The sequence below is a fragment of the Terriglobia bacterium genome (genome assembly GCA_020072565.1).
GTDB lineage: Bacteria > Acidobacteriota > UBA6911 > UBA6911 > UBA6911 > JAFNAG01.
The window spans coordinates 48,546-72,139 of sequence record JAIQGI010000020.1 but is presented as its reverse complement, the minus strand read 5'-3'; the positions used below and the strand labels follow the sequence as shown (position 1 = coordinate 72,139).

Sequence of the window (23,594 nt, the reverse complement as noted above, 5' to 3'; positions counted from 1 at the left end):
CGGGAGGCAATGCGGCTGGCGATTGCTCACAAGCCTGAGATAATCGCTTGGGGCCTCCCACTGGAACCGGGCGGAGAGTGAGATGGATGTCCAGGTCCAGGTTTCCCAACTCCGGCGCCAAACTTGCTGAGCCTCAGCGTTCCAGAGTGGTCTTGGGCTGGGCCCGTTTGGTGCTCTTACTGTGCAATTCTTGAAGTATCCGCCTTGAATCCGGTGTCAGATTTCGGAGCTGGACTCCAAATCCGTCGAAATTTCGATCCGTGCTCAGATACCAGCCGTGGTGCGTGACCGTGGCTTCCAGCCGCACTTCGGTGCCGGCAGCATCAAATTGGATTACTATTTCACTGCCTGCCGCCATCAGGGCTGAAGTTTCGAGAAAAGCCCCCTCTTCAGACAGATCGTGGATCCATGCGGCGCCCGAATTCCCATGCCACTCCAAACGGCAAGGGATACGGACTTCCCGACGTTGCGATATGCGCCGGTCCGAAACGGAACGTTGGCGGCCGGTTGGGGCTGCCGTGGCTCCTGCCGGCGGACTGGCGGGCGTGCGGGCCGTGCTTTCCGGTCCCGGGCCTTCCGGTTTAAGACTGTCCCCCTTCAGTGGTGATGATTTCAGGGCTGAGGCCTTGGCTTCGGATTGAGAGCCGGCGAGAGCTTGTTGGATGATAACCGGGAGTTCGTTGACAAAGTTCGGACCTCTGACAACATGTGCATCGGCGCCCGCTCTGAGCATGCGAATCGTGGGATTATCTATGTCGGGTCCAAAAATGAGGATTATGGGCGTAGCAAGTCCCAGATGTTGGATGTATGCGATCAGCTCTGACCGGTCTGCATCGGACAGGCGGTGATCGACAAGCACGGCATCATGACACCCGGCCTTGAAATGATCGATCGCCCGCTGGACGCCGGGGAACACCTCCAGATGTATGTTGGGTGCTCTTGCCCGGATCTCATATACCAGGTAATCCGCCTCCGTGAGATCGGCCGTAATGAACAGCACATTAATCGTGGTGCCAGTTGACGACGTGCGCCGCAAGTAACTCCCCCCCCGAAAGCAATCCCCAATCAATCATTACGGGTAGATGCATTATAGCACGAGGATGATAGGCATTCAGTCTGGGCGCCGGATCCGGGCAAGCTGTTGATTCTTCGGGAAATCACCTGAGGAGGTCGGAACCTTGCCCAAGCGTTGCTCAGGCCGTATCCTGATAGTGGAGGCGAAAAAGTGAGCAACAGCATTCTGAGAGTTCCCGAAGCCGTTAACGAACCGGTCCGCAGTTATGCGCCTGGATCCCCCGAAAAGGCATCGCTCAAAGCCAAGCTCCTCGAGATGTCGAACGAGGAGATTGAGATCCCGATCATCATAGGCGGGGAAGAAATTCGCACCGGATCGACGATCAAAGTTGTTTGTCCGCACGAGCATGGGCATGTGCTGGCGGTGTGCCATCAGGCCGGCGCCAGAGAAGTGGAAAAGGCAGTGTCGGCCGCGCGCAGCGCGTGGCAGAGTTGGTCCGAGATGTCTTGGGAAGCCCGTGCTGCGATTTTCATAAAGGCCGCCGAACTTTTGGCCGGACCCTGGCGCGACACGCTGAATGCGGCCACAATGCTCAACCAGTCCAAGAGCGTCTATCAGGCCGAGATCGATGCGGCTTGCGAGTTGATTGATTTCTATCGCTTCAACACGGCCTACATGCGTCTCATCTACGACTACCAGCCGTCCAGTTCGGAGGGAACATGGAGCTATGTCGAGTACCGCGCGCTCGAGGGCTTCATCTTTGCATTGACCCCCTTTAATTTCACCTCCACCGGGGGAAATCTGGCGACCGCCCCGGCCATGATGGGGAACGTGGTGCTGTGGAAGCCCGCCTCCACGGCAGTGCTCTCCGGGTATTACATCATGAGATTGCTGGAGGCCGCCGGCCTTCCTCCGGGTGTCATCAACTTCATCCCGGGGCGCGGCGGGCACGTGGGCGATCCGGTTCTCAACAGCTCCGACTTCGCGGGGATCTTCTTCACCGGCTCGAACAGCACATTCAATGCCATTTGGGAAACGATGAGCCGCAACCTCGGACGTTACCGGGGCTATCCACGCATCGTCGGCGAGACCGGCGGGAAGGACTTTGTATTTGCCCATGCCTCCGCCGATGTCGATGAACTGGCAACGGCGCTCGTGCGCGGCGCATTCGAATACCAGGGGCAGAAATGCTCGGCAGCCTCCCGCGCGTATGTCCCGCGCTCTTTATGGCCGCGCTTGAAGGATCGTATGCTGGGTTACATTGCCGAGATCCGCATGGGCGATCCGGTGGACTTCCGCAACTTCATGAACGCGGTCATCGATCGCGCCGCCTTCGACACCATCATGGGCTACATAAATTATGCGAAGGAATCACGCGAGGCCCAGATTTTATGCGGCGGGAAGGGTGACAGCTCGAAAGGCTACTTCATCCAGCCCACAGTGGTCCTTACGGATAATCCGCGTTTCAAGCTCATGTCCGAGGAAATCTTCGGGCCCGTGCTGACGATGTTCGTTTACGATGATGCGAAGTTGGATGAAGCCCTGGAACTGTGCGACACCACCAGTCCTTACGCCCTCACCGGTGCAATCTTCTGCCGCGACCGGCGTGTTGCGGTCAAGATGAGCGAGCGCCTGCGTCATGCGGCCGGCAATTTCTACATCAATGACAAGCCGACAGGCGCCGTGGTGGGCCAGCAACCCTTCGGCGGCGGCCGGGCTTCCGGAACGAACGACAAGGTGGGCTCCGCCCTCAGCCTGTTGAAATGGACGTCGCCGCGGGCCATCAAGGAAAATTTTGTACCACCGCGGCATTTCGCCTATCCTTTCATGGGTGAGGAATAGGCCGGATCTGCATTCCTGCCAGGGGGGCGCTCAGGTTGGGCTATCCGGTGCCTGTTGCCTATCGTCCCAAGTCGCTGTTTACTGATATTCGATATTCAGAAGGCTTCTTTTATGAAAATGGAACGACCGAATGGAACCACATTTCAAGGGAACCCGCTCACGCTGATTGGATCCGAACTCCGAGTTGGGGACAAGGCTCCCGCTTTTACAGCGCGCACCCTGGATTTAAAGCCGTTCACCCTCGACGACACCAAAGGAAAGATCCGGCTGTTCAGCGCCGTCCCCTCGCTCGACACCCCGGTCTGCGATACGGAAACGCGCCGGTTCAACATGGAAGCTGCGAAACTGGGGGATAAGGTCGAAATCGTCACCGTGAGCGTGGATCTTCCATTTGCCCAGAAGCGCTGGTGCGGCGCCGCCGGCATCGACAAAATAAAGATCGTTTCAGATTACTACGATCGTTCCTTCAGCCAGGCTTACGGCACCCTCATCAAGGAACTTCACCTGTCCAGCCGAGCCGTTTTCATCGTGGATGACAAGGACACGATCCGTTACGTGGAGTATGTGCCGGAAATCGTGAACGAACCCAACTACGAGCGTGCGCTCGCTGCGCTCAAGGCCCTCCTGCATTGAGTGCTGGGTATTGGTGTTGGGTGACACCCTGGTCGAGGCCCAACCGAAACGTCTGTTTCGAATGTACTTTAGAAGAGCGAAAGATTAATGCAGAGAGAGCAGAGCGCTTTTTGCCTTGACCGGGAACGCTTCACGTCGTTTGCGTTGAGCTGTTGAGACTCGATGTAGTTTTCATGCGTCTGGGTGCGCCCCCCGCAGACGGCGGCCCGTTTACGCATCCATCACTCAATATCCTGTCCTTCACCCGATCCCCGGGTTGCTGCGACGGCCATGTCGCATTGACTTGCGGGGCTCCTCGATGGACAATAAACCGGTATCCGCGCGTAGCCACTTGCCTCCATTCGACTTCTCATCGATCGAGCCAAACGATACGCGGACGCGTTCCGAGCAATTGACGATAGAATCCAATATTCTTCAGGAGACCCTAATTCGATGATCCGACGATCCATGGTACTGGTTGCTGCTCTGCTGGCTTGCCTGCCGCTGACGGGATCGGCAGAGAAGGCTAACCAGGATGTGAAACCTCCTGCCGCGGCGCAAGCTGCCACGGATGATGTTGTTGTCAAGGTGCTCGGCGAATCCATCACAGAAAAGGATGTTCTGAACACCATCAACCAGATAGCGCGGGCTCAACAGCAGCAGGCCTCCCCTCAGCAGCTGCTCCAGAAAGACACCTTCTATTACAGAGATGCCCTTGAAACGCTGATCGGAAGCGTTCTGCTGAAGAATGAAGGCAAAGAGAAGAACATCGTCGCCGACCCGGCCAAGATCGAAGAGACCTACAAGTCTCTGAGGGGACAATTCCAGACGGAGGACGCGTTCCAGAAGGCGATACAGGCCCAGGGGCTCAAAGAGGCCGACGTGCGCAAGTCCATCGAAGACAGCGTCCTGATCCAACAGGTGCTGGGACAGGCGCTTAAAGACCTTCCGCCCGTTACCGATGCCGAGGTCCAGAAGTTTTACGACGAAAACCCCAAGTACTTTGAAGAGCCCCCGCAGGTCCACGCCGCCCACATCTTCATGAAAGTAGATAAGGCTGCCACGCCGGAACAAAAGGCCGCGATCAAGAAAAAACTCGATGACATCCGTGCCGACATCGAGAACAAGAAAATCACTTTTGCGGAAGCTGCCGCTAAGAATTCCGATGACAAGCAAAATGCCCAGAGCGGGGGGGATCTCGGCACCTTCAAACGCGGAGATCTGATACCTCCGCTCGAAGAAGCAGCGTTTACCGCCAAACCGGGAACGCTGACCCCGATTGTGGAGACCGAATTCGGCTATCATCTGATCAGCGTCATCGAGGTCAAAGCGGCAGTGAAAACGCCGCTCGAAAAAGTCAAGCCGGAAATCCTGAAGTTCCTGGAGCAAAAGACCAGGCAGGAAGCCACCCGAAAGCACGTCGACGAACTCAAGGCCAAGGTCAAGATTGAGACCCTGATGACCGACGAGGAATGGAACAAGCGCCACGCCGTCAAATGAGAGATGAGTGGGGAGTGGCGACCAGTCGGGAGCGCGCGTCACCCCAACCACTCACTCCTCACTCATAACTCGTTACTCATCATCACTTTTATTGAGGCGTTGCGGTTGTGTGAGCCCAATCCCATCCCGACAGCCCACGGGTGTTTACCGCCTTCACCGCAATCATCAGTTTTTCGCCCTTCTTTAATCCGGTGATCTGGGCCCTTGGTGTTTTTACTGTCAGGGTCCGTACCATGGGATTGCTCTCCGGTCCGTATGCCACCGTGTAGGAAGCCACCCCTTTTTCTGGGGCAGCCGCCCACGCGAGCTCGACAGCATCACTCGTGACACTCTCGACTTTGAGCCCTGTCACCCTGGCTGGGCTGGCTGCAAGGAGCATGATCGAGGCTGTGGTCATCTTGGCTGCCTCGGTCACCAGTTGGTGGTTGACGGTTTCGAGCAGGTCGGTTGACTGATGGTAATAGGGGTTCCCCAGCACGGGGTAGGAGCCCAGCCCTGATACGATGTCGCCGTATGCGTCGTAGAAGGCCGCGGCGTCCGTAGCTTTGTAGTAGCGGGCGTCGTAGGTGATCATTTTGGAAAAAAGGAAGGCGGCGGCATGCTGCAGATTCCGCATGCCGTCATTGGTGTAGCGGATGGTGTTGTCGAGCCGGTGATCGTTCGTCCAGCCGATCATGTCGTTGTTCAGCGCCCCTAGAATCTGCACCTTCTTCTCCTGCGCCTGCCGTACAAACTCGTGGCTGCCGAGATCGCCGGCTTCCTCGCCTGTGAACGCCGCAAAGACAATCGTCGCCGGCATGGGGGTCCTGGCCAGCACCCGCGCGGCCTCGAGCAGGACCGCGATCCCGGTTGAGTCGTCGTCGGCGCCGGGCCCGGCGGGGACAGAATCGTAATGACTGCCGAGCACATAGATCAGCTCGGGATTCTCGGTGCCGCGCAGGGTTACCAGGATGTTGGCGGTCCTGATATTGCCTCTGGCGTCGAACCACTGGTACTCCGGCTGATATCCGAACGACGAGAACGTGTTGTAGATGTAATCGCCTGCCAGCTTGTTTCCCGGCTGCCCGATGGCCTTGACGTCAAAATTGAACAAGGACTCTTGATACTCGTAGAGCTTGCAGATCGATACCTGGTCCGTGACCGCTCTGACTTTGCCGGCAATGGGGCGGTACATCGCTTCGCCCGACATGCGAAGAGCCTGTTCGGACGCGAGATCGGTCTGGATGCGGGTCAGCAGGCCGTCCCGGGTGATCTTCCGGTTTAGATCCAGGAGGTAAATTCCGCGTTCCGGGGAGATAGTGTCCCCATCGCGGTCGGCCACGATCAGAATCAGGTTGCCGGCAGGGTTTGCCACCCATTCGTACTCCGGGGCGATGGTCCGGACCGTATTGTTGTGGAACAGCTTGAAGTTTTTCAATGTGTCGAGATCGTAGAGATAGGAGCGGGCGTGGCGGCGCTCGCCTTTGATGGCGAGAACCTTGCTGCCGCTGAGGAACCGCGGTCCCCAATCCGGCTGGATCTCACGGCTCACCCTGACTTCGCCGGTACCGTCGGACTTGATGCAATAGATCTCGGTGTTCTTCTCGCGGGATACGGGCATTTCAAAGATGATGCGTGAGCCGTCGGGAGAGAGCGCCGCCGATCCGATCCTGTCTTGAGATTTTCTGATTGCAACCGGGTTCAGCGGCTCGCTGAGTTTCAAAACCTGGATGTTGTATTCGGTGCCGCTGCCGGCGGGAAAGGCGAGTGCGGAGCCCTCGGCCGAAATGGACGGGGCTGCCGAGCCGGTGAATCTGGTTGACTTGCCATCCACAAGGTTTAATACCGCAAACTCCACGCGCCGGCCTTGAGGCCCGCCGCCCCGACCGCCGGCTGCTCCTGCAGGAGCGGTACCCTGGCCTCCACCCCCGCCACGGCCGCCGGCTGCCGCTGCCGGAGCAGCGCCTTGACCGCCACGACCCGTCTGATCTCCCGTTCCAGGTCGAGGGAACGGCGACTGCGCCGAGGAGGTGTAGATCACATATTTGCCTCCGGGAACCATGATCGGGTTGATCTTGAAGCCGGGCCCGGAGGTGAGCGCATGCGGCCTTCCGGACTCGGACACGGCGTAAATCTCGTTTGAGGAGGTATCGGATTCTCTGGCTCCGGCGAAATAGACTTCGCGGCCGTCGGCACTGAAGGCGAGCCCAGCCTTGAGAAGTCCGTCATCGTCCAGTCGCTGCTCCTTGCCGGAGGAAAGATCGCGAAGGAAGAGATCCATGCTTCTGGTTTCGAGTGCGGAAAGCTGTCGTTGCTTTGCCGTAAGCGTCTGCCGGTCCTGGGTTGCGGCCTTGGAGAGGGCCTCGATCTCCTTGCGTAAGTTCGAGATTTCCTGCGTGTCCTTCACTCGAAAATAAGCAACCGTATCACGCGTGGGGGAGAAAACGAGGCTTTCTCCCTGGATGTCGACGACCTTATGCAACTGACGCTCGACGTCCAGTATATGGGTGACCACCGCAGGACGCGTGCCGTTCTCAAACGCTGCGTAGCGACCTGACGCGCTGAACCGGGGCGTGCGGCCATCGGGTGCAAGTTCTGTGTCCTGATACAGTTCACCCGTGACGAGGGCAATGCGCTCAAGCCACCGGTCGGCATCCGGGCCCTTCAATAGGGACTCAAACCCGCGCAGGGCGGTGATGTAGTCTCCGCTGTCCCATGCCTGATATGCGCGTTCCCAGCGCTCGTCAAGCAAATCCGGACCGGCCGCCACCGAAATACACGCAACTGTAAGGAGAAAAAGGGAAAACAACTTTTTCACGATCGCACCTCGCACTTTTGGGGTCGCGCTGGTACAATTCCAGCCTTTGAAAAAAAGACGGCTCGCCTTTCGGCCTGTCGGAGAGGCTGAGCGTAGCACTTGAACCCGGGAATATCCATCATTTTGGCTGGGAACACTTGCCACGCCCCGGGGTGGGTGGTTTAAGATAGCTGTTTACTACTCCGGAACGATTGCCTATAAATGTACCGGAAATGGAGGTCCGTCCAGACATGGCAACAGTGGATAAGGAAATCGTCAGGCAACCGCTCAACACGACCTATAGCGGCGTGCCTACCAACAACATCACTAAAGGCCTTCCCAAGCGGGTCGAATCGATCTGTCCGGATCCGGACTGCGGCAAAGTGATCGCAGCCCGCCTGTTCGCTGAGGACGGCAAGGTCTATATGGACAAGACTTGCCCGGAGCACGGCTACTGCAAGGATCTGTACTGGTCCGACGTCGAGCTCTATCTGAAAGCGGAAAAATGGGAATTCGGCGACGGCAAAGGGCTGTCCAACCCGAATACCTATAGCGAGCTCTGCCCGCGCGACTGCGGCATCTGCCAGCGTCATGCCAGCCACACTTCGCTGGGCAACATCGACTTGACCAATCGCTGCAATCTGACCTGCCCGATCTGCTTTGCCAACTCGAATGTGACCGGCAAAGTTTACGAGCCGAGCAAAGACCAAGTCATGGAGATGTTGCGGCTTTATCGGGGGGAGCAGCCGGTGGCAGGCCGCCTCGTCCAGTTTTCCGGTGGTGAGCCTACGATCCACCCCGACTTCCTGGAGATCCTCCGTGGGGCGACACAGCTGGGGTTCAGTCACATCCAGGTCGCTTCCAACGGAATCCGGTTTGCGGACCCTGATTTCACCATGCGTGCCGCCGAAGCAGGACTTCACACGATCTACCTGCAGTTCGACGGCGTGGACGATCATGTCTACAAGCAGACGCGCGGCCGTAATCTGCTGGAATATAAGTTGAAGACTGTCGAGGCGGTCCGTAAGGCAGGGATCAAAATCGTCTATGTACCGACGATTGCCGGCGGGATCAACGAGGATCAGGTCGGTAAAATCCTCAAGTTCGCCCTCGACAACATTGATGTCTCGAGCGGCATTAGCTATCAGCCCGTCGCCATTACCGGCCGGATCAACTATGAAGAGCGCCTGAAACTCCGTTTCACCCTGCCCGACCTGGTTCGTTGCATTGAGGAACAGACGGGGATCGCGACCAAAGACGATTGGTATCCGTTGAGCTTTGTCCAGCCGGTGTCGAAAATCATCAGCTCGGTACGGGGTGCGGACACTGTTCACATCACCTGCCATCCGCACTGCTCGCTCGGTACCTACCTGTTCATCGAGCAAAGCACCGGCAAGGCGATCCCGATCACGCGCTTTACGGATGTCGAAGGCATGTTCAAGGAAATCGAGATCCAGGCTGCCAAGACCAAGGCCAGCCGGTTCAGGCGCTTCGCCCAGATGAACGCGTTCTACCAGCTGCAGAAACACTACAAGAAGGACAAGGCTCCGGCAGGCCTCGATTTCACCCGTTTCCTGCAGACTCTCGACGGCTTTTTCGACAAGGAAGCCGGTCGGGGCGAAAAGGACGGCACGTACACGAACAAAACCCTGCTCGTGGCGGGGATGCACTTTATGGATGCCTACAACTACGATTTGGAGCGCGTGCGGCGCTGCGTCATCCACTATGCCACTCCGGCGGGCCGGATCATTCCTTTCTGCGCTTACAACGGCGGCCTCGTGCACCGCACGACCATCGAGGATCAATTCTCGATACCGGCGGAAGAATACCGGAGACGCAGGAAAGCGCAGGGCCAGGAAATCATCTAAGCTGGCCTGCAGATTGCCAGTCCCCAAAGCGGAGATGCCGGCGCATCTCCGCTTTGACGCATCTTGGATTTACCACGGAGAAACGGAGAGCATCCGGCGCGTTTCCTTTACTATCTCTTTGAGCCTTGGAGTCTCTGAGCCTTAAAGGTGTTTTTGACAACCCACTTCTAAGGCTCAGAGAGAATCAAGGCGAACCGGCTCTCAGTTCTTCGCGCGGCCGAGTTTGAAACGAGTGGAAACATCTGTCTATGGCAATTTTTATCGGAATCGACCTCGGCTCCGTCAGCGTCAAGGCTGCACTGTTTTCCCGCGATGCTGCGGATGCGCCGTTTTTTAAAAACCACTCATCCCATCCGCTGTTTCAGTCTGTCAGGCAGCTTACCACGCCTGCACAGGAGGACTGCTGGCTGGCGATAACGCGTTACGCGCGCATTTCCGGGAACCCGGTGCAGGAGACACGTGCTCTGCTTGAAAGCCTGGTGGGACTCGTCGGCCGGTCCGCGCTGGGTGAAGTTGCTGGCACCGGCAGAGGAGCGAAGCTGCTGAGTTCGGAGTTTGATGTCAGCAAGCAGAATGAATTCCGTGCTCTCTGCAAGGCCGTGGAACTGCTGCTCCCGAAGGTGCACACCCTGTTTGAGATGGGGGGGGAGAACTCCAAGTACATACGCTTTGACAGGCATGGCGACAATGGCCGGCTCGGCATCGCCGATTACCAGACCAACGGCGATTGTGCGGCCGGAACCGGCGGCTTCCTCGACCAGCAGGCGGGACGCCTGCTGTTCAAGGTCGAAGAGATCGGGGACATAGTTCTCGCCACCGAGCGCGCCGCACAGATCGCGGGTCGCTGCTCTGTGTTTGCCAAAAGCGACATGATTCACGCGCAGCAGAAGGGATTCACGCCTGAGGAGATCGTCAAAGGCCTCTGCGATGCGGTCGCCCGCAATTTCAAGAGTGCGATCACGAAGGGAAAGAAGATAGTTCCCGAGGTGTGTTTCGTGGGCGGCGTGGCTTCGAACCGCGGCGTGGTCCAGGCGATCGAAGCGGCGTTCGGCTGGGCTCCAGGTACGCTGGTTGTGCCGCAAGACCATGCCGCGTTAGGCGCCGTCGGGAGCGCCATTCTCGCCGAGGAGGCTGCGCGGTCGGAGAGCCGCGAGCGGCACGCCTTCAGCCTCGAGGGTTCGTCGGAGACCCAGCAGATCCCGAGTTCCCCGCGGCTTTCGATGGAAAACGTCGTGCTGCTGCGGAACCACATGGTCGCCGTATCGCCCTCCGAGATAGGAGGTGTGCGCGATGCGTTTCTCGGCATCGACATCGGTTCCGTCAGCACCAACCTTGCGGTGATCGATACCGAACGCAATGTGCTCAAGGAGATCTACCTGCGCACGGATGGCCGCCCGATCGAAGTGGTCAGCCGGGGCTTGTGCGAGATCGAACGCGATCTGGGCGGGAAGATCCGCATCCGCGGCGTGGGGACCACGGGTTCAGGGCGCGAGCTTATAGGCGAGCTGGTCGGCGCCGACACGGTCAACGATGAGATCACAGCGCACAAGACCGGTGCCGCGTTTATCGACCGCACCATTCTCGGACTGGGAGTGGACACGATCTTCGAAATCGGCGGCCAGGATGCCAAGTTCATCAGTCTTGAAGAAGGGATCGTAGTCGATTTCGCCATGAACGAGGCATGTGCGGCCGGCACGGGCAGCTTCCTGGAGGAACGCGCCAAGGAGCTGGGGGTCCGCATCGAAGATGACTTCGCGCGCATCGCACTGTCGAGCGCAGAGCCCATACGGCTCGGCGAACGCTGCACGGTCTTCATGGAACGCGATGTCAACAGCTACCTGCAGCGCGGCGCCTCCCTGGACCGGATTGTGGCCGGCCTGGCTTATTCGGTGGCCACCAACTACATCAACCGCGTCGTGCGGGGGCGCAAGATCGGCGAGGTAATCTTTTTCCAGGGAGGCACCGCTTACAACGATGCGGTGGCTGCCGCCTTCTCTTCGATCCTGGGTAAGAGGATTATCGTACCGCCGTTCAACGGCGTGATGGGAGCCGTGGGAGTGGCCTTGCTGGCCAGGGAAAAGATGCTCCACGGCCACAAGGAGAGCGCCTTCCGCGGTTTCGACCTCGACAAAGTCGATTATGAGATCCTCGAGTTCACCTGCAAAGGGTGCACGAACTTCTGCCAGATGCAGCGCTTCACAGTCGAAGGCGAGCAGACCTATTGGGGCGACAAGTGCTCGGAGCGCTATCGCAAGGCGGTCAAGTGCGAGCACGAACCGGTGGTTGAAAACCTGATCGAGTACCGCCGCAATCTGCTCATGGCGGATTACGATCCCGAGTCCGGCGCCGGACCGGTGGTGGGTATTCCGTTTTGCATGTCTACGTACGAATGGGCGCCGTTCTGGTTCAATGTCCTGCGCGAATTGGGAATCCGGGTGCTGCTGTCGGAGCCGACCACGAACCAGATCGTGAAGCTCGGGCTGGAAGCCGTGGTATCGGAGCCCTGCTTTCCGATCCAGGTGGCTCATGGCCACATCCGCTGGTTGATCGAGAAGCAAACGGACTTCATTCTGGTCCCCAATTACATTTCGTCGCCGGGTTCGCCGGCGGACAAGCCGTCCTTCTTCTGTCCCTGGAACCAGACTCTCCCGTTCATCACCCGCGTGGCCCCCTTCATTTCCGAACACCGGCGGCGCATCATAGCGCCGACGCTCTGGTTCAATCACGGAAACCGGGCCGTGGCGCGATCGATACGGGACGCGCTCAACGAAGCCGGACTGGGGCGCAGCCTGCACCAGGTCGAATGGGCCGTCGAGCGCGGTTTTGCGGCCATGGACGTGTTCCGCGACAGTCTCCTCGAGGCGGGCGCCAAAACACTGAAGAGCATCGCCGATCACAATGAGCATGGCATCGTGCTGCTGGGAAGGCCCTACAACATTTACGACAAAGGGATCAACCTGGACATCGCCACCAAGATGCGCAAGTACTATGGGGCAAATGTCCTGGGCCTCGACTTTCTCGACCTTGAAGGCCGCGACATCAGCCGTTTCAACGACAACATGTTCTGGAGCTACGGCAACAAAGTCATGGCGGCCGCCGAGTTCGTCCAGGACAAGCCTCAGCTGCACATTGTCTACATCACCAACTTCAAGTGCGGGCCGGATTCCTACATCAAGCACTTCATCGCAGAAGTCTCGGGAAGGCCCTTCCTCACGCTGCAGTTCGACGGGCACAACAACGACGCCGGCATGCTGACCCGTTGCGAAGCGTATCTGGACAGCAAAGGAGTTTTGCGGAGATGGGGTTCGACCGAACAGGAACTGACCGCGGGCGCAAGCAATCCATAAAGGGCAGGAAGCTTTACATCCCGCAGATGAGCAAGGGCGGAGCCATTGCCTTCGCGGCAGCCTTCCGCAGCGTGGGCATTGAAGCACAGATCTGCCCTGACTCCGACGCGCGCACGCTCGAACTGGGAGGGCGCTACACCTCCGGGGAAGAGTGCCTGCCTGCCCGGGTTACCCTCGGCAATTTCCTCAAGATCATAGAGCAGCCGGACTTCGTGGCGGGGAAAACCGCCTTTTTCATGCCTACGGCCGACGGCCCCTGCCGCTTTGGCCAGTACGCGCCCTACCTGCGTAAGGTGCTGCGCGACATCGGGCTGGATGACGTGATGGTGTTTTCGCCCACGAGCCGCGATGGCTACAAGGGGATGGGCGAGCAGGTGAACGAGCTGCAACGCAACGCGCTGCGGGGGCTCATTGCCTCAGATGCGCTGCGCAAAATGCTGCATAAGACCCGTCCCTACGAAATCAACCGGGGGGATACGGACGCCGTCCACACGCGCGCGATTGCGGGGGTGGAACGGGCGATCGAACGCCAGGGCGTGCCCACGGAGCAGCGGATCAAGGATCTCATCGCCGCGCTCGCCGGCGCGCGCGATGAGTTCCACAAGATCGCGGTCCGGAATCCGCGCAAGCGCCCCCTGATCGGAGTCGTGGGGGAGATCTTCTGCCGCCTTACGTCCTTCACCAATGACTTCACGATCCGGAAAATCGAGGAGTTCGGCGGCGAATGCACTCTCGCCCATATTGTAGAGTGGGTGTGGTACACGAACCTGGAGCACAAGAAGCGGCTTCAGCAGTCGGGCCAGCTGTTCTCGAAGGCGATGCTGGCCGCGAACATCAAAAACCACATCCAGCACAAAGACGAGCATCGGCTCTACAAGGTATTCGAGGAGGATTTCGAGGGCTACGAAGAACCCTCCATCCAGGAGATCTTCAAGTACTCCGATCCCTACCTGCCGCACGAGGGCGCCCTTGGGGAGATGACTCTCAGCGTCGGCAAGACCGTTTTCCACTACCACCAGGGATGCGATGGCGTGGTCGACATCTCTCCCTTCACCTGCATGAACGGGATCGTCACCGAAGCCATCTACCCGCAGGTCAGCGCCGATCACAACGGTATTCCAATCAGAAACTTCTTCTTCGACGGAACCCAGACCGACCTGGACCGGGATGTGGGCATCTTCATGGAACTCGCCCGCACTTATCAGGTGCGCAAGAACCGACGACGGCCCTGATCCCTCTGGAGCCGGGGCTTTCCAGCAATCCCCGCTCAAGGTGTTGGACACCGCGGAATTCGTTGCACGATTCTGATCGGGAAAATGAGGATGCGGCCCGGGTTCGCACAATTTACGAATGGGCGAGTTTTCGGAGGACCAGGCAAATGAAGACCTCACTTTGCGTGCTTGTTCTGGTGGCGATGCTTGTGTGGAATTCCAGCCTCGGATGGCAGTCGGATGCATCCGCCGTCGGTTCCTCCGGGATGATCAGCTCTGCCCATCCGCTGGCTTCAGAAGCGGGCATCCGGACGCTCAAGGAGGGAGGGAACGCATTCGATGCGGCAGTGGCGGTCGCGGCCGCGTTGAACGTGGTCGAACCTGACATGTCCGGCATGGGGGGATATGGCACCATCCTGATCTATGACGCCCGCAAGGGGGAAACCCGGTTTCTCAATCCGAGCGGGAGGATTCCGTTCGCGGTCAATTCCGACGCGTTCCGCGCTCCGACGCCCAACTATGAAGAAAACCGGCGAGGTGCCAAGGCGGTCTCGACCCCGGGGAATGTCCATGCCTGGGAACAGCTCTCCAGACTCTACGGGAAATCTGTGTGGGGTGACCTGTTTAAATCCGCGATCGAACTGGCGGAGGGGGGCTTTGCCATCAGCCCGGTACAGGAGAGATCGATTGCAGCGGCATTTTCGTCGTTCCCGGATTGGGCTCGCCGGGAGTATGGCCGGGATGGCCGGCCCCTGAAGGCCGGCGAACGTCTAGTCCAGAAGGACCTCGCGCGCTCCCTGCGCCTGGTCGCAAGCGAAGGTGCAAGGGCTTTCTACGAAGGAGAGATCGGCAAGGCTATTGATGCCGCCATGCGGGAACGGGACGGCTTCTTATCCATGCGGGATCTGGCCGCCGACCAGGCTGAATGGTGGAAGCCCATTCAGATCTCCTACCGCGACCATCAAATCGTTACCGCATCGCCGCCGGCCAACACTTTCGACTACCTCGTCCGACTCGGCATGATGAGCCAGTTTGATACGCGCGCGCTCGGACACAACAGCGCCGCATATCTGCACACGTTTGCGGAGATCACGAAGCTCGGCTTCTGGGTGCGGCTGCGCTATGCCGGAGATCCTGAAATCGATCCTCCTCCGCTGGACCGGCTTTTGTCGGAGGCCTACTGGAAAGAAGAGGCAGCAAAAATCGATCCCAACCGGGCGCGGCCTTTTATGCCGCCGACCAGTTTCGGCAACCGGCAACAGCACACGACACACTTTGTCGTCGCCGACCGGTGGGGAAACGTCGTTTCGGCCACGCAGACACTGGGAAACGCCTTCGGCGCCCGGATCATGCCCAAGGGAACCGGCATCTGGCTGAACAACTCCCTCGCCTATTGTACCTTCGAACCCAAAGGCAACCCGATGGATGCCCACGCCGGCCGCCGCAAACTGTCGGGCGACTGTCCGACGATTATCCTGCGAGACGGGCGGCCGTGGGTCGCAATCGGCACGCCGGGAGGCCATACGATTGGGCAGACCGTTGCGCAGATGGTAGTGAACCTGATCGACTTCAAGATGGATATCCGGCAGGCCATCGCGGCGGGAAGAATCAGCTTTTACGAGCCGGATGTGCTGGGGGTGGAAGAGAGCATTCCCGCTTCCGTGCGCGCGCAACTGTCGAAGCTGGGACACAATATCCGCGTCGTGCCGGGCATCGGCAACGCCCACGGGCTGACGATCGAATATGATTCCGCGCACAAGCCGGTGCGCTTCACGGGCGCGGCCGATCCGCGCGGCCAGGGCAAGGCGATCGGGTATTGAGCGATTGCCGGGGTTAGTGTCCGCTGGACCAGGGCAGGCTTCCATGCACTGGAAAGGCTGCGCCGGGTTTGGGTTGCTCTTGCAAAGCCCGGGAGACTCAAGTAATTTTGAAGCCAGTGACAAAACACTAAGGGAGGTTCCATGACGTCCTCGCCTATGAAACTGGTCAAGATCCTTCTGGCTCCCATTCTGGCTGCAGCGCTCGTGGTGCCTGCAAGCCTCCGGGCCAGTGAGCACGTGGTCAGCAAGGCCGACATCCAGAAGTCGATCCTGGCGCATGCGCAGGAGCGGCAGGGAAACTTGAGCCGCGTGCGGCGTTTCTTCACTTCCGATCAGGCTGCCCGGGCGCTGGAGAACTTCCCTGGCGTGCGCAGGCAGATAGAGCGCGCCGTGTCGCACCTGGATGATCAGGAATTGGCCCGCTTGGCCGCGAGAGTCGACAAGGCTCAGCGCGACTTTGCTGCCGGCGCTTTAACGAACCAACAGTTGACTTACATCATTATCGCCCTGGCGACAGCCGTCATCGTGCTCATAATCGTCAAAAGATAAGAAACACGGGGAGGGGCTGTCGTGTCCATGACGGCGCTTCGCGGAGTGGCCGAACTCTGCCTGCTGTGCGCTTTGGCTCAGGTCCCAGCCGCGGCACCCAAAGAAATCTGGCTGGACGTGCCATTCGTCGCGCAGGTCGGGAATAGCTGCGGACCGGCCTGTATCTCGATGGTAATGAAATACTGGGCTGCAAGCTCACACCGGCAGCCGGATGCAGCCGCTGATGAAGCCGCCATCCGCCGAAGCTTGAACTCCCGCAATTCAAAAGGGGTTCCTACCAGGGATGTGACCCGCTATTTCGAAAACCACGGTTTCCGAGCCTACGCCTTTGTGGGTGAATGGGCTGACCTGGAGCATCACGTTGCCCAAGGCCGTCCTCTCATCGTGGCGATAAAGCAAGGCTCCGGCACCTTCCACTATCTGGTGGTAGCGGGCATCGACAACGCTCACGATCTTCTCCTCGCCAATGATCCCGCCCGGCGCAAGCTGCAAAAGATGAAGCGCGCCGACTTTGAGAGCGCATGGAGCCGCTGCGGCTTTTGGACTCTTCTGGTGCTGCCGAAAGATGAGAGCTGAAACCGTCTTCCGGAACCTGATTCTGGCCTTCGCGCTTTGCCTGGGCCCGCAATGCTCCGGTCAAGATCAGCGAGATTCCGGGGATGCGAACTCGCTCCTCTCCCGTATCAGGACACTTTCGGCTGCCGGCCAATGGGAGGAGATTATCAGGCTTGCGCCCGCCACGCCGGAGGCGCCGGCCGACTTCGACTATTATCGGGGAATCGCGCTGGCCCGTCTCGAGCACTGGCAGGAAGCCGAAGCCGCTTTTGAGTCAGGCCGGACCAAGGCGCCGCGCGACATCAGATTTCCGCTCGAACTCGCCGGAGTCATGTTCAAAGCAGGAAAGCGAGGGGAGGCAAGATCCTTCCTGAAACAGGCGCTGCAACTCGATCCCGCCGATGCCTACGGAAACGACTTTTTGGCCAGCCTTTACTTTCTCAACGGTAATCTGGAGGCTGCGCTCAAGTTCTGGAATCGGGTCGACAAGCCTCAGGTTCGGGAAGTCAACATCGAGCCGAGCCTGCGCGTCGATCCGGTGCTGCTTGACCGCTCATTCGCATTTTCACCGGGCGCGCCGCTCACGCTGAAGGAGTATTACGCAAGCCGCACATCGATAGATTCGCTCGGCATTTACTCATCCCCGCGTTTCGAGCTGTTGCCCCGGGATGACGGGAGCTTCGACCTCGGCTTTCGCGCGCTGGAGCGCAATGGGGGGGGCGACTCGTGGCTCGATGGGCTGGTTTCGCTACTCAGAGGCGCGCCGTACCGGACCGTGCACCCGGAGTTCTTTAACATCAGAGGAGCTGCCTGGAACTTGATTTCACTCGGCCGCTGGGACGCGCAAAAGCGGCGCCTTTTCACAGAGGTATCCGGTCCGGTCGGAGGCAGCCCAGGTCTGCGCTTTCAGGCCCGCCTGGACGCGCGCCGCGAGAACTGGGACGTCGCAGCCTCGCTGCGGAACCCGGCGTTCGCGGAAAGTTCCTTCACCATGAGCACGCTGGAAACGGGAGCGGCAGTCCAAACGTTCCTGGGGAGCCGCACCAGCATGCGGAATGGAGTTATTGTCTCAGACCGGCGGTTCAACACGACTCCTCCGGGCAGTGCTGCCTGGCAGGCCTTGTTCAGAAAAGGAATAACCCTGGAGTATGAGATTGGATTGCGTCAGAGCCGGTCCGCTCCTGAACACCGGTTTGAACTGAGCTGGAGCACTGAGTCACGAATCGGCAAGATCCTGAGCGCATCTGACGGAGCCTTCTTGAGAATAACAGGAACCCTGGAATGGCACCTGCTGCCGCAGGCAAGCGGCAAGGATTACCAGCTCTCCGGACGGCTCGGCGCAGGCACGACTGCCGGCCACGCGCCCTTTGAGGAGATGTTCAGCCTGGGGATGGAGCGCGACAACGATCTCTATTTGCGCGGCCACAGTGGAACGCGAGATGGGAGGAAGGGAGCCGGTCCGCTCGGCCGCCGTTATCTGCTCATGAACTGGCAGTTGGACAAGTTGATCCATCAACCCGGCTTCTGGGAGCTGTCCCTGGGTCCATTTCTCGACACCGGCAAAATGTACGACAGCACAACATTCTTCGGATCCCCCTGGCTTTGGGACACGGGCCTGGAGTCGAAGCTGACGATCCTGGGCCGGCTTACCCTCAGCGTCTCTTACGGCAGAGACTTGCGAGGCGGAAAGGGCGCGGTGTTCACGCGGATCCTGAGGTAGCACCAATTTGAATCGCGGATCTTGTCGATTGCGGATTGCGGAATGTTTAAGACAGTCACGAATGGTACGAATTTCACAAATGCCGCCATTCTTGGCTGCTTTCCGTTTTGAGAAGCTGGTTGGGAACTGGGTCTGATTTTGTCAGTGTGATACCATAGTGCATGGGAATCGGTCGCTGCCGGCGGGCGGCCATGCAATGCAGGACAAGAAAGGACCAGATCCACGGCACAGAATCCGGTCAAGCCGCTTACTGCCGATGATGTTCACAGATTGCACCAGGATCCGAAGGCCTACATCGCATCTCTGGAAGATCCTCAGCGCGATGCCTATCAGAAACCCCACGAGGTAATCATGGCGCTTGGCCTGAAAGAAGGGGAGGTGGTGGCCGACATCGGCGCAGGCTCCGGATATTTCGCACTGAGGTTTGCCCAACATGTGGGCAGCAATGGACGTGTTTATGCGGTCGATATCAGCCCGGACATGATCCTGTACCTGAATCGCCGCGTCCGCGAGCTGCAACTGAAAAATGTCGTGACCATCCTTTCCGCTCCCGATGATCCGTTGCTCATGGATGCTTCAATAGACCGGTTTTTCATCTGCGACACCTGGCACCATATCGAAAACCAGACTCAATACCTTGCACTCCTGAAAAAAATACTCAAACCCGGAGGCCAGGTCATTATCATCGACTTTCAGAAGAAGGAATTGCCTCTGGGTCCTCCGCCCGAAATGAAAGTTGCCCGTGAGGATGTGGTGCGGCAAATGGAATCAAACGGCTTCACGCTGGCCAAAGAACACACCTTTTTGCCCTACCAGTACTTTCTGGTATTCTCACCAAGGCTTCCTATCGAATAGCCTGAGGTGGAATCGCCGCCAGCACGGTATCGTTCCTTGTGCCAAAAAGGGCAAAGCCGACTAAAGGGCTGCCGGCAGAGACTCGAATGTACCCGGAGGTGATATCGGCACCTGTTGCCTCAGGGAAAAATCCGTTCAGCAACTGTATTTTGCGCCGCTTGGCTCCCATGACTTCGGTTTTTGAAGCCGACAACTGTCCGGACTTGTCATAGAGCTGAAGTGTGGCTGTGATGTCGGAATCATTGGGATTCACCAGGGCAATGCCGGTATACCAGGTCGCGTTGGAAGCGGCGTGGCCGTAAACAAACTCCTTGTGTGCCGCCGGCTGCAACGGCAGCGAGGCGGAAATCCTGCCTTGTTTATCCCCGAAAGTGACGCTCCCGGCCAGCCGGGCACCGTCGCTGGTGATTTCCACATATCCCTGCGTCAGGGTATCTCCCGCCTCCAAGAACAGGTTCTGTTCACTCAACAGAACTTTGCCGTTGGCCTTGATCGGCATCAGTAGTGTTTGGCCGATCTGGTTCCCATCGTCGTTTATCAATCTGGCTCTGAGCTGGGCCGGCGAAGAATCCAGATTGACTATGGAGATTGAAGTGGTCCAGTAGGGTCCACCGACCGCATATTGAGATGCATACAAAACCTGCGCTCCCCCGCCGGCGTCCTGCGCGCCAAGAGCCCTGATCCACTGGTCTGCGACGCCGAGGCATTCCATAGCTACGATGTCACCGTTCGCGGTCACCCGAAGATAATCTGATGTTGAAGCACTGACGCCGCCAAACAGTTCCTGTACGGTCTCAGCAAGGGAAGCGTTCGGTCCCAGCTTACGGGCTGCCGTCGGCCGCGGCGTCCCATCCGCGGCGACCAAACCGATAGTCAGGTTGACGTCTGCGGTACCCGGATTCAGGACATGAATCCGCGTAAAACCCTCGGTCACGACATCGGGAAGAACTACCGTGCCGGCAGGCGATCGCGAGAAAGTGGCCCCGTCGAGCACCTGCAGCATCCCGTCGAAGGCCAATGTGAATCCCAAAACCCTTTGGATCAGGCTGTCGACCCGGAACCAGCCCATCTTTGCCTTCTCGCCCGGAGGGAAGGCCCAGAGCTGGTCGTCCATAACCGGAAACTGCGCACCTGGCTTGAGGACAAGCGTCGCGGGATTGGTCATACCATCATACTGCAGGGCGGCTCCCGTCTTATCGAGGGCAGTAATTGAAAGCGCCGCCGTGGCTGTCCCGGCATTCAGGAAAGCGAAGCCCGTGAATGTGCCGTCTTCTTTCAGGAGAATGGGACCGTACGAAGCTTCGCCGGACCCCAGGTCGACCATGGTCGTCAGAATGGAAAAATTGTTGTCCGGATTGGCATCGGATGAATTGGAGACAGTAGCCTTGTTCACACACGTCGGTGCCGCCTCGGCTGTTACGGCAACGGTCAGGTCCAGGACGGTGCCATAGTTGGGTCTCAGAACCAGCGCTCTTGAGCAACTCACGTCCTGACCTGCTACTGAGCAACTCCAGCCGATCGAATTGGAGACGTAACGCAATCCTGTCGGCAACTTATCCGTGATCGTGATGACGTCGGAGGAAGACACCGTTCCATAATTAACGACATCGAATTCATAGATTCCGTTTCGACCGACAACAAAGTTCGCGCCCTGATATCCATAAAGGGTGAGATCGGCAGCCAGAGTCTTGCCCCGGAGATCAACCGAAGCCGCACTGTGCAGGCTGTCGCTGGTCGGAATCTTCAGGACGGCAAACTCGCCCTCCGCAGTACCGGAGTAGCGCACGGGAGAGAAAGAGACCTCCGACTTGCAGGTGGCGCCCGGCGTCAGGTTTATCCCCGAACATTCATCCCTGGTCACCGAGAAATTTTCATCGCTTCTTCCCTGGACACACAGCATGCCCATCATGACAGCCGCGGGGGTTTCATTGGTAATTGTCAATTCCTTTGCCTGCCTGCCGCCGATCGCGATTTGATCGAAGTTGATCGTGTGCCCCACATCGATCCGCAACTTCGATAGGGAAATCTTCAGTTTTGCGCGCGCCTCGGCGCCGGTCCCCGTGCTCTCCAGAAGCTCTATCTTCACTCCACGATACGGATCAAGAAACGGCGCCGTCGAGGTCACATCGGAAAGCGAAACGACCGGATTCCCGGATTGAATGGCAGGAATTGCTGACGGCAGGGTTAGCGACTGCGCTTTTGCCGGATGGATTCTGCCTTCGGCGGAGCTGGAAAAACCGAGGTCGGCAGTCAGGTCGGGAAGGGCAACTGGGTCGCCTGAAGCGGAGTGATTCTGTTCTCCCGCGGCCTCATCAATTCCCTGCGGTGCCTGTCGGGCCCAATATCCTGAAGAGTTGTGGTTGTGAGCCTCTGTCGATGCGGTGCCGGCTTTGGCCAGCGTGAAATCGATGCTGCCGGTTTCGGAGTCCTGCACAACTTGGATCGCGGTTGCGGCACTCCGGTCCGTGACTTCCCTGTAATACTCGTTGATGTAGCCCAGGCTGTTTAAAGCGCCGACAAAATAGCTTCCTGAAGGCAGGCCCTTGATCATGTAGCGGCCGTCGGAGCTGGTGACCGCCGATTTAATGCTTTTCCATGCGTTGTCGTATGCATTTACCCAGACATTCTGAATTGCTGCATTATCCGACGCCTGCAGAACCTTGCCCGAGATGGCACCCCCTGGAAACAACGAAATATCGATATCGTTGAGCCGCTCTCCCGGGTTCAAAGAAACCGAGGTTGCCGTAGCGCGGTTTAGAGTATTGATATAGCACGTTGTCAGATAGCCGTACCCGGCTGAGCTGTAAGCCTCCAGGTAATACTTGCCGGCTGGCAGACCTGTCAATGCATAACGGCCGGATGAGTCCGCTCCAATTCCTCTGATATAGGCCCATGAACTGTCGTACGCATAAACATAGGCGTTCGGAACGCTCGTTCCGTCCGATTCGCGGTTGATGACGCCCGACAGAATGCTGCCGGTTGCCAGGGCAAAATCTGCATTGTCGATCGTCTGGTCCTGGGTAAGGGTGAGCAAGGAAGCGGATTTCTGGCTCCGTGCGTTATTGTAGTATTCGTCGATCAGCCCCACATTGTTGGAAGTACGCAGGTAATAACTGCCGGCAGCCAGGCCCTTGAACGCATAGTGTCCCGCGCCGTCTGTATATGCACTCCGAATGGATCTCCAGGCAGTGTCGTATAGATAAACATATGCCTGCTGCGGTACAGGTGATCCATCGGATTCCGACACGACCTTTCCCGAGATGCTCCCGCCAAATGCGGGGCCTTTGAATCTCAGGGTGTTATTCGTCATGGACGAGCCATTAAAGGCTGCCACGGGTTGGAAACGCACCTGCACTGCCTGTTCCTGGTCGAAGGTCCCCGTGGTTCTGTACTCAACCCAATAGTAGGCCTCCTGGCCTGACGAGTCTTTTCCAGCCGGGATCCGCAGGGCTTTGATTCCATTGGAAGGCAGCTCGAGTTGATCCAGGGTGTACTCACCGGAATCCGCCACATCGAAGACTTGAGCGGGATCAAACCAGAAAGACAGAGATTTGAAAACGGACGAGAAATGCTGGAATCCGGTGATGCTTCCCATCGTGTCTCCCGCATCGCCCGCCTCATCCCAACTGCCACAGCAGTCGACGGGATCCACGAGGCTCGCGGGTACACAGGGCACGCTCGAAGCATGTGGCAATCCGAGATTGTGACCGATTTCGTGAGCGATTGCCTCACTGGTAATATAGCTTTCGCCCATGTAAAAGACGGAGGCACGGAAAGAGCCATCCCCGGCAGACTTCAAGTCCCACTTCCCAACCGAGCCCATGGCTCCCTGAGAGACACCGTTGGCGTTTTTTACAAACAGCAGAATCAGCCGGCTGTAGTTCCTGAAGTCAACATCGGCATCCAATGCTTTGATAGCTTCGC

14 protein-coding genes are annotated in these 23,594 nt (G+C 58.4%); 11 read left to right on the top strand and 3 right to left on the bottom strand.

Annotated features, from left to right (window positions below; genetic code table 11):
• Positions 1-133: 133 nt before the first annotated feature.
• Complete coding sequence (locus LAP85_13990; GenBank protein ID MBZ5497508.1) at positions 134-1,036, bottom strand: PilZ domain-containing protein; 903 nt, start codon at positions 1,034-1,036, stop codon at positions 134-136.
• A 189-nt stretch (positions 1,037-1,225) separates the two neighbouring features.
• On the opposite strand from LAP85_13990, the gene pruA reads away from it, so the two are divergent.
• The 3 genes from pruA to LAP85_13975 all read left to right on the top strand — a co-directional run bounded on the left by pruA (position 1,226) and on the right by LAP85_13975 (position 4,969).
• Positions 1,226-2,857 (top strand): L-glutamate gamma-semialdehyde dehydrogenase, encoded by a 1,632-nt coding sequence (gene pruA, locus LAP85_13985; protein MBZ5497507.1) that lies wholly within the window; start codon positions 1,226-1,228, stop codon positions 2,855-2,857.
• A 117-nt stretch (positions 2,858-2,974) separates the two neighbouring features.
• Positions 2,975-3,490, top strand: coding sequence for a thiol peroxidase (gene tpx, locus LAP85_13980; GenBank protein MBZ5497506.1), 516 nt, complete (start codon positions 2,975-2,977; stop codon positions 3,488-3,490).
• Between the two features lie 432 nt (positions 3,491-3,922).
• On the top strand, positions 3,923-4,969 hold the full coding sequence (locus LAP85_13975) for a peptidylprolyl isomerase (GenBank protein ID MBZ5497505.1): 1,047 nt from the start codon (positions 3,923-3,925) through the stop codon (positions 4,967-4,969).
• 88 nt (positions 4,970-5,057) lie between these two features.
• Here LAP85_13975 and LAP85_13970 read toward each other — a convergent pair whose 3' ends face one another.
• Positions 5,058-7,766 (bottom strand): M20/M25/M40 family metallo-hydrolase, encoded by a 2,709-nt coding sequence (locus LAP85_13970; protein ID MBZ5497504.1) that lies wholly within the window; start codon positions 7,764-7,766, stop codon positions 5,058-5,060.
• A 230-nt stretch (positions 7,767-7,996) separates the two neighbouring features.
• On the opposite strand from LAP85_13970, the gene LAP85_13965 reads away from it, so the two are divergent.
• The 8 genes from LAP85_13965 to LAP85_13930 all read left to right on the top strand — a co-directional run bounded on the left by LAP85_13965 (position 7,997) and on the right by LAP85_13930 (position 19,670).
• Positions 7,997-9,613 (top strand): radical SAM protein, encoded by a 1,617-nt coding sequence (locus tag LAP85_13965; GenBank protein MBZ5497503.1) that lies wholly within the window; start codon positions 7,997-7,999, stop codon positions 9,611-9,613.
• Between the two features lie 248 nt (positions 9,614-9,861).
• Positions 9,862-12,960 carry an acyl-CoA dehydratase activase gene (locus LAP85_13960; protein MBZ5497502.1) on the top strand — a complete coding sequence of 1,033 codons (3,099 nt, stop codon included), beginning with the start codon at positions 9,862-9,864 and terminating at the stop codon, positions 12,958-12,960.
• A complete protein-coding gene (locus tag LAP85_13955; GenBank protein MBZ5497501.1) occupies positions 12,912-14,192 on the top strand; it encodes a hypothetical protein in 1,281 nt (426 codons plus the stop codon). The genes LAP85_13960 and LAP85_13955 overlap by 49 nt, the downstream gene beginning before the upstream one ends.
• Before the next feature lie 146 nt (positions 14,193-14,338).
• Positions 14,339-15,991 carry a gamma-glutamyltransferase gene (gene ggt / locus LAP85_13950; GenBank protein ID MBZ5497500.1) on the top strand — a complete coding sequence of 551 codons (1,653 nt, stop codon included), beginning with the start codon at positions 14,339-14,341 and terminating at the stop codon, positions 15,989-15,991.
• 141 nt (positions 15,992-16,132) lie between these two features.
• Positions 16,133-16,540, top strand: coding sequence for a hypothetical protein (locus tag LAP85_13945; GenBank protein ID MBZ5497499.1), 408 nt, complete (start codon positions 16,133-16,135; stop codon positions 16,538-16,540).
• Between the two features lie 27 nt (positions 16,541-16,567).
• Positions 16,568-17,116, top strand: a complete 549-nt coding sequence (locus LAP85_13940) for a C39 family peptidase (protein MBZ5497498.1) — start codon at positions 16,568-16,570, stop codon at positions 17,114-17,116.
• A complete protein-coding gene (locus LAP85_13935; protein ID MBZ5497497.1) occupies positions 17,106-18,815 on the top strand; it encodes a tetratricopeptide repeat protein in 1,710 nt (569 codons plus the stop codon). The genes LAP85_13940 and LAP85_13935 overlap by 11 nt, the downstream gene beginning before the upstream one ends.
• 270 nt (positions 18,816-19,085) lie before the next feature.
• Positions 19,086-19,670, top strand: coding sequence for a methyltransferase domain-containing protein (locus LAP85_13930; GenBank protein MBZ5497496.1), 585 nt, complete (start codon positions 19,086-19,088; stop codon positions 19,668-19,670).
• Here LAP85_13930 and LAP85_13925 read toward each other — a convergent pair.
• On the bottom strand, positions 19,660-23,577 hold the full coding sequence (locus LAP85_13925; protein ID MBZ5497495.1) for a carboxypeptidase regulatory-like domain-containing protein: 3,918 nt from the start codon (positions 23,575-23,577) through the stop codon (positions 19,660-19,662). The two genes, LAP85_13930 and LAP85_13925, sit on opposite strands and share 11 nt — an antisense overlap.
• Positions 23,578-23,594: the final 17 nt, after the last annotated feature.

Bases quoted from the DNA above. Each gene is read 5' to 3' on its own strand.
- tpx (MBZ5497506.1), top strand. From the start codon at position 2,975: ATGGAACGACCGAATGGAACCACATTTCAAGGGAACCCGCTCACGCTG.
- LAP85_13975 (MBZ5497505.1), top strand. From the start codon at position 3,923: ATGATCCGACGATCCATGGTACTGGTTGCTGCTCTGCTGGCTTGCCTG.
- LAP85_13965 (MBZ5497503.1), top strand. From the start codon at position 7,997: ATGGCAACAGTGGATAAGGAAATCGTCAGGCAACCGCTCAACACGACC.
- LAP85_13960 (MBZ5497502.1), top strand. From the start codon at position 9,862: ATGGCAATTTTTATCGGAATCGACCTCGGCTCCGTCAGCGTCAAGGCT.
- LAP85_13955 (MBZ5497501.1), top strand. From the start codon at position 12,912: ATGGGGTTCGACCGAACAGGAACTGACCGCGGGCGCAAGCAATCCATA.
- ggt (MBZ5497500.1), top strand. From the start codon at position 14,339: ATGAAGACCTCACTTTGCGTGCTTGTTCTGGTGGCGATGCTTGTGTGG.
- LAP85_13945 (MBZ5497499.1), top strand. From the start codon at position 16,133: ATGACGTCCTCGCCTATGAAACTGGTCAAGATCCTTCTGGCTCCCATT.
- LAP85_13940 (MBZ5497498.1), top strand. From the start codon at position 16,568: ATGACGGCGCTTCGCGGAGTGGCCGAACTCTGCCTGCTGTGCGCTTTG.
- LAP85_13935 (MBZ5497497.1), top strand. From the start codon at position 17,106: ATGAGAGCTGAAACCGTCTTCCGGAACCTGATTCTGGCCTTCGCGCTT.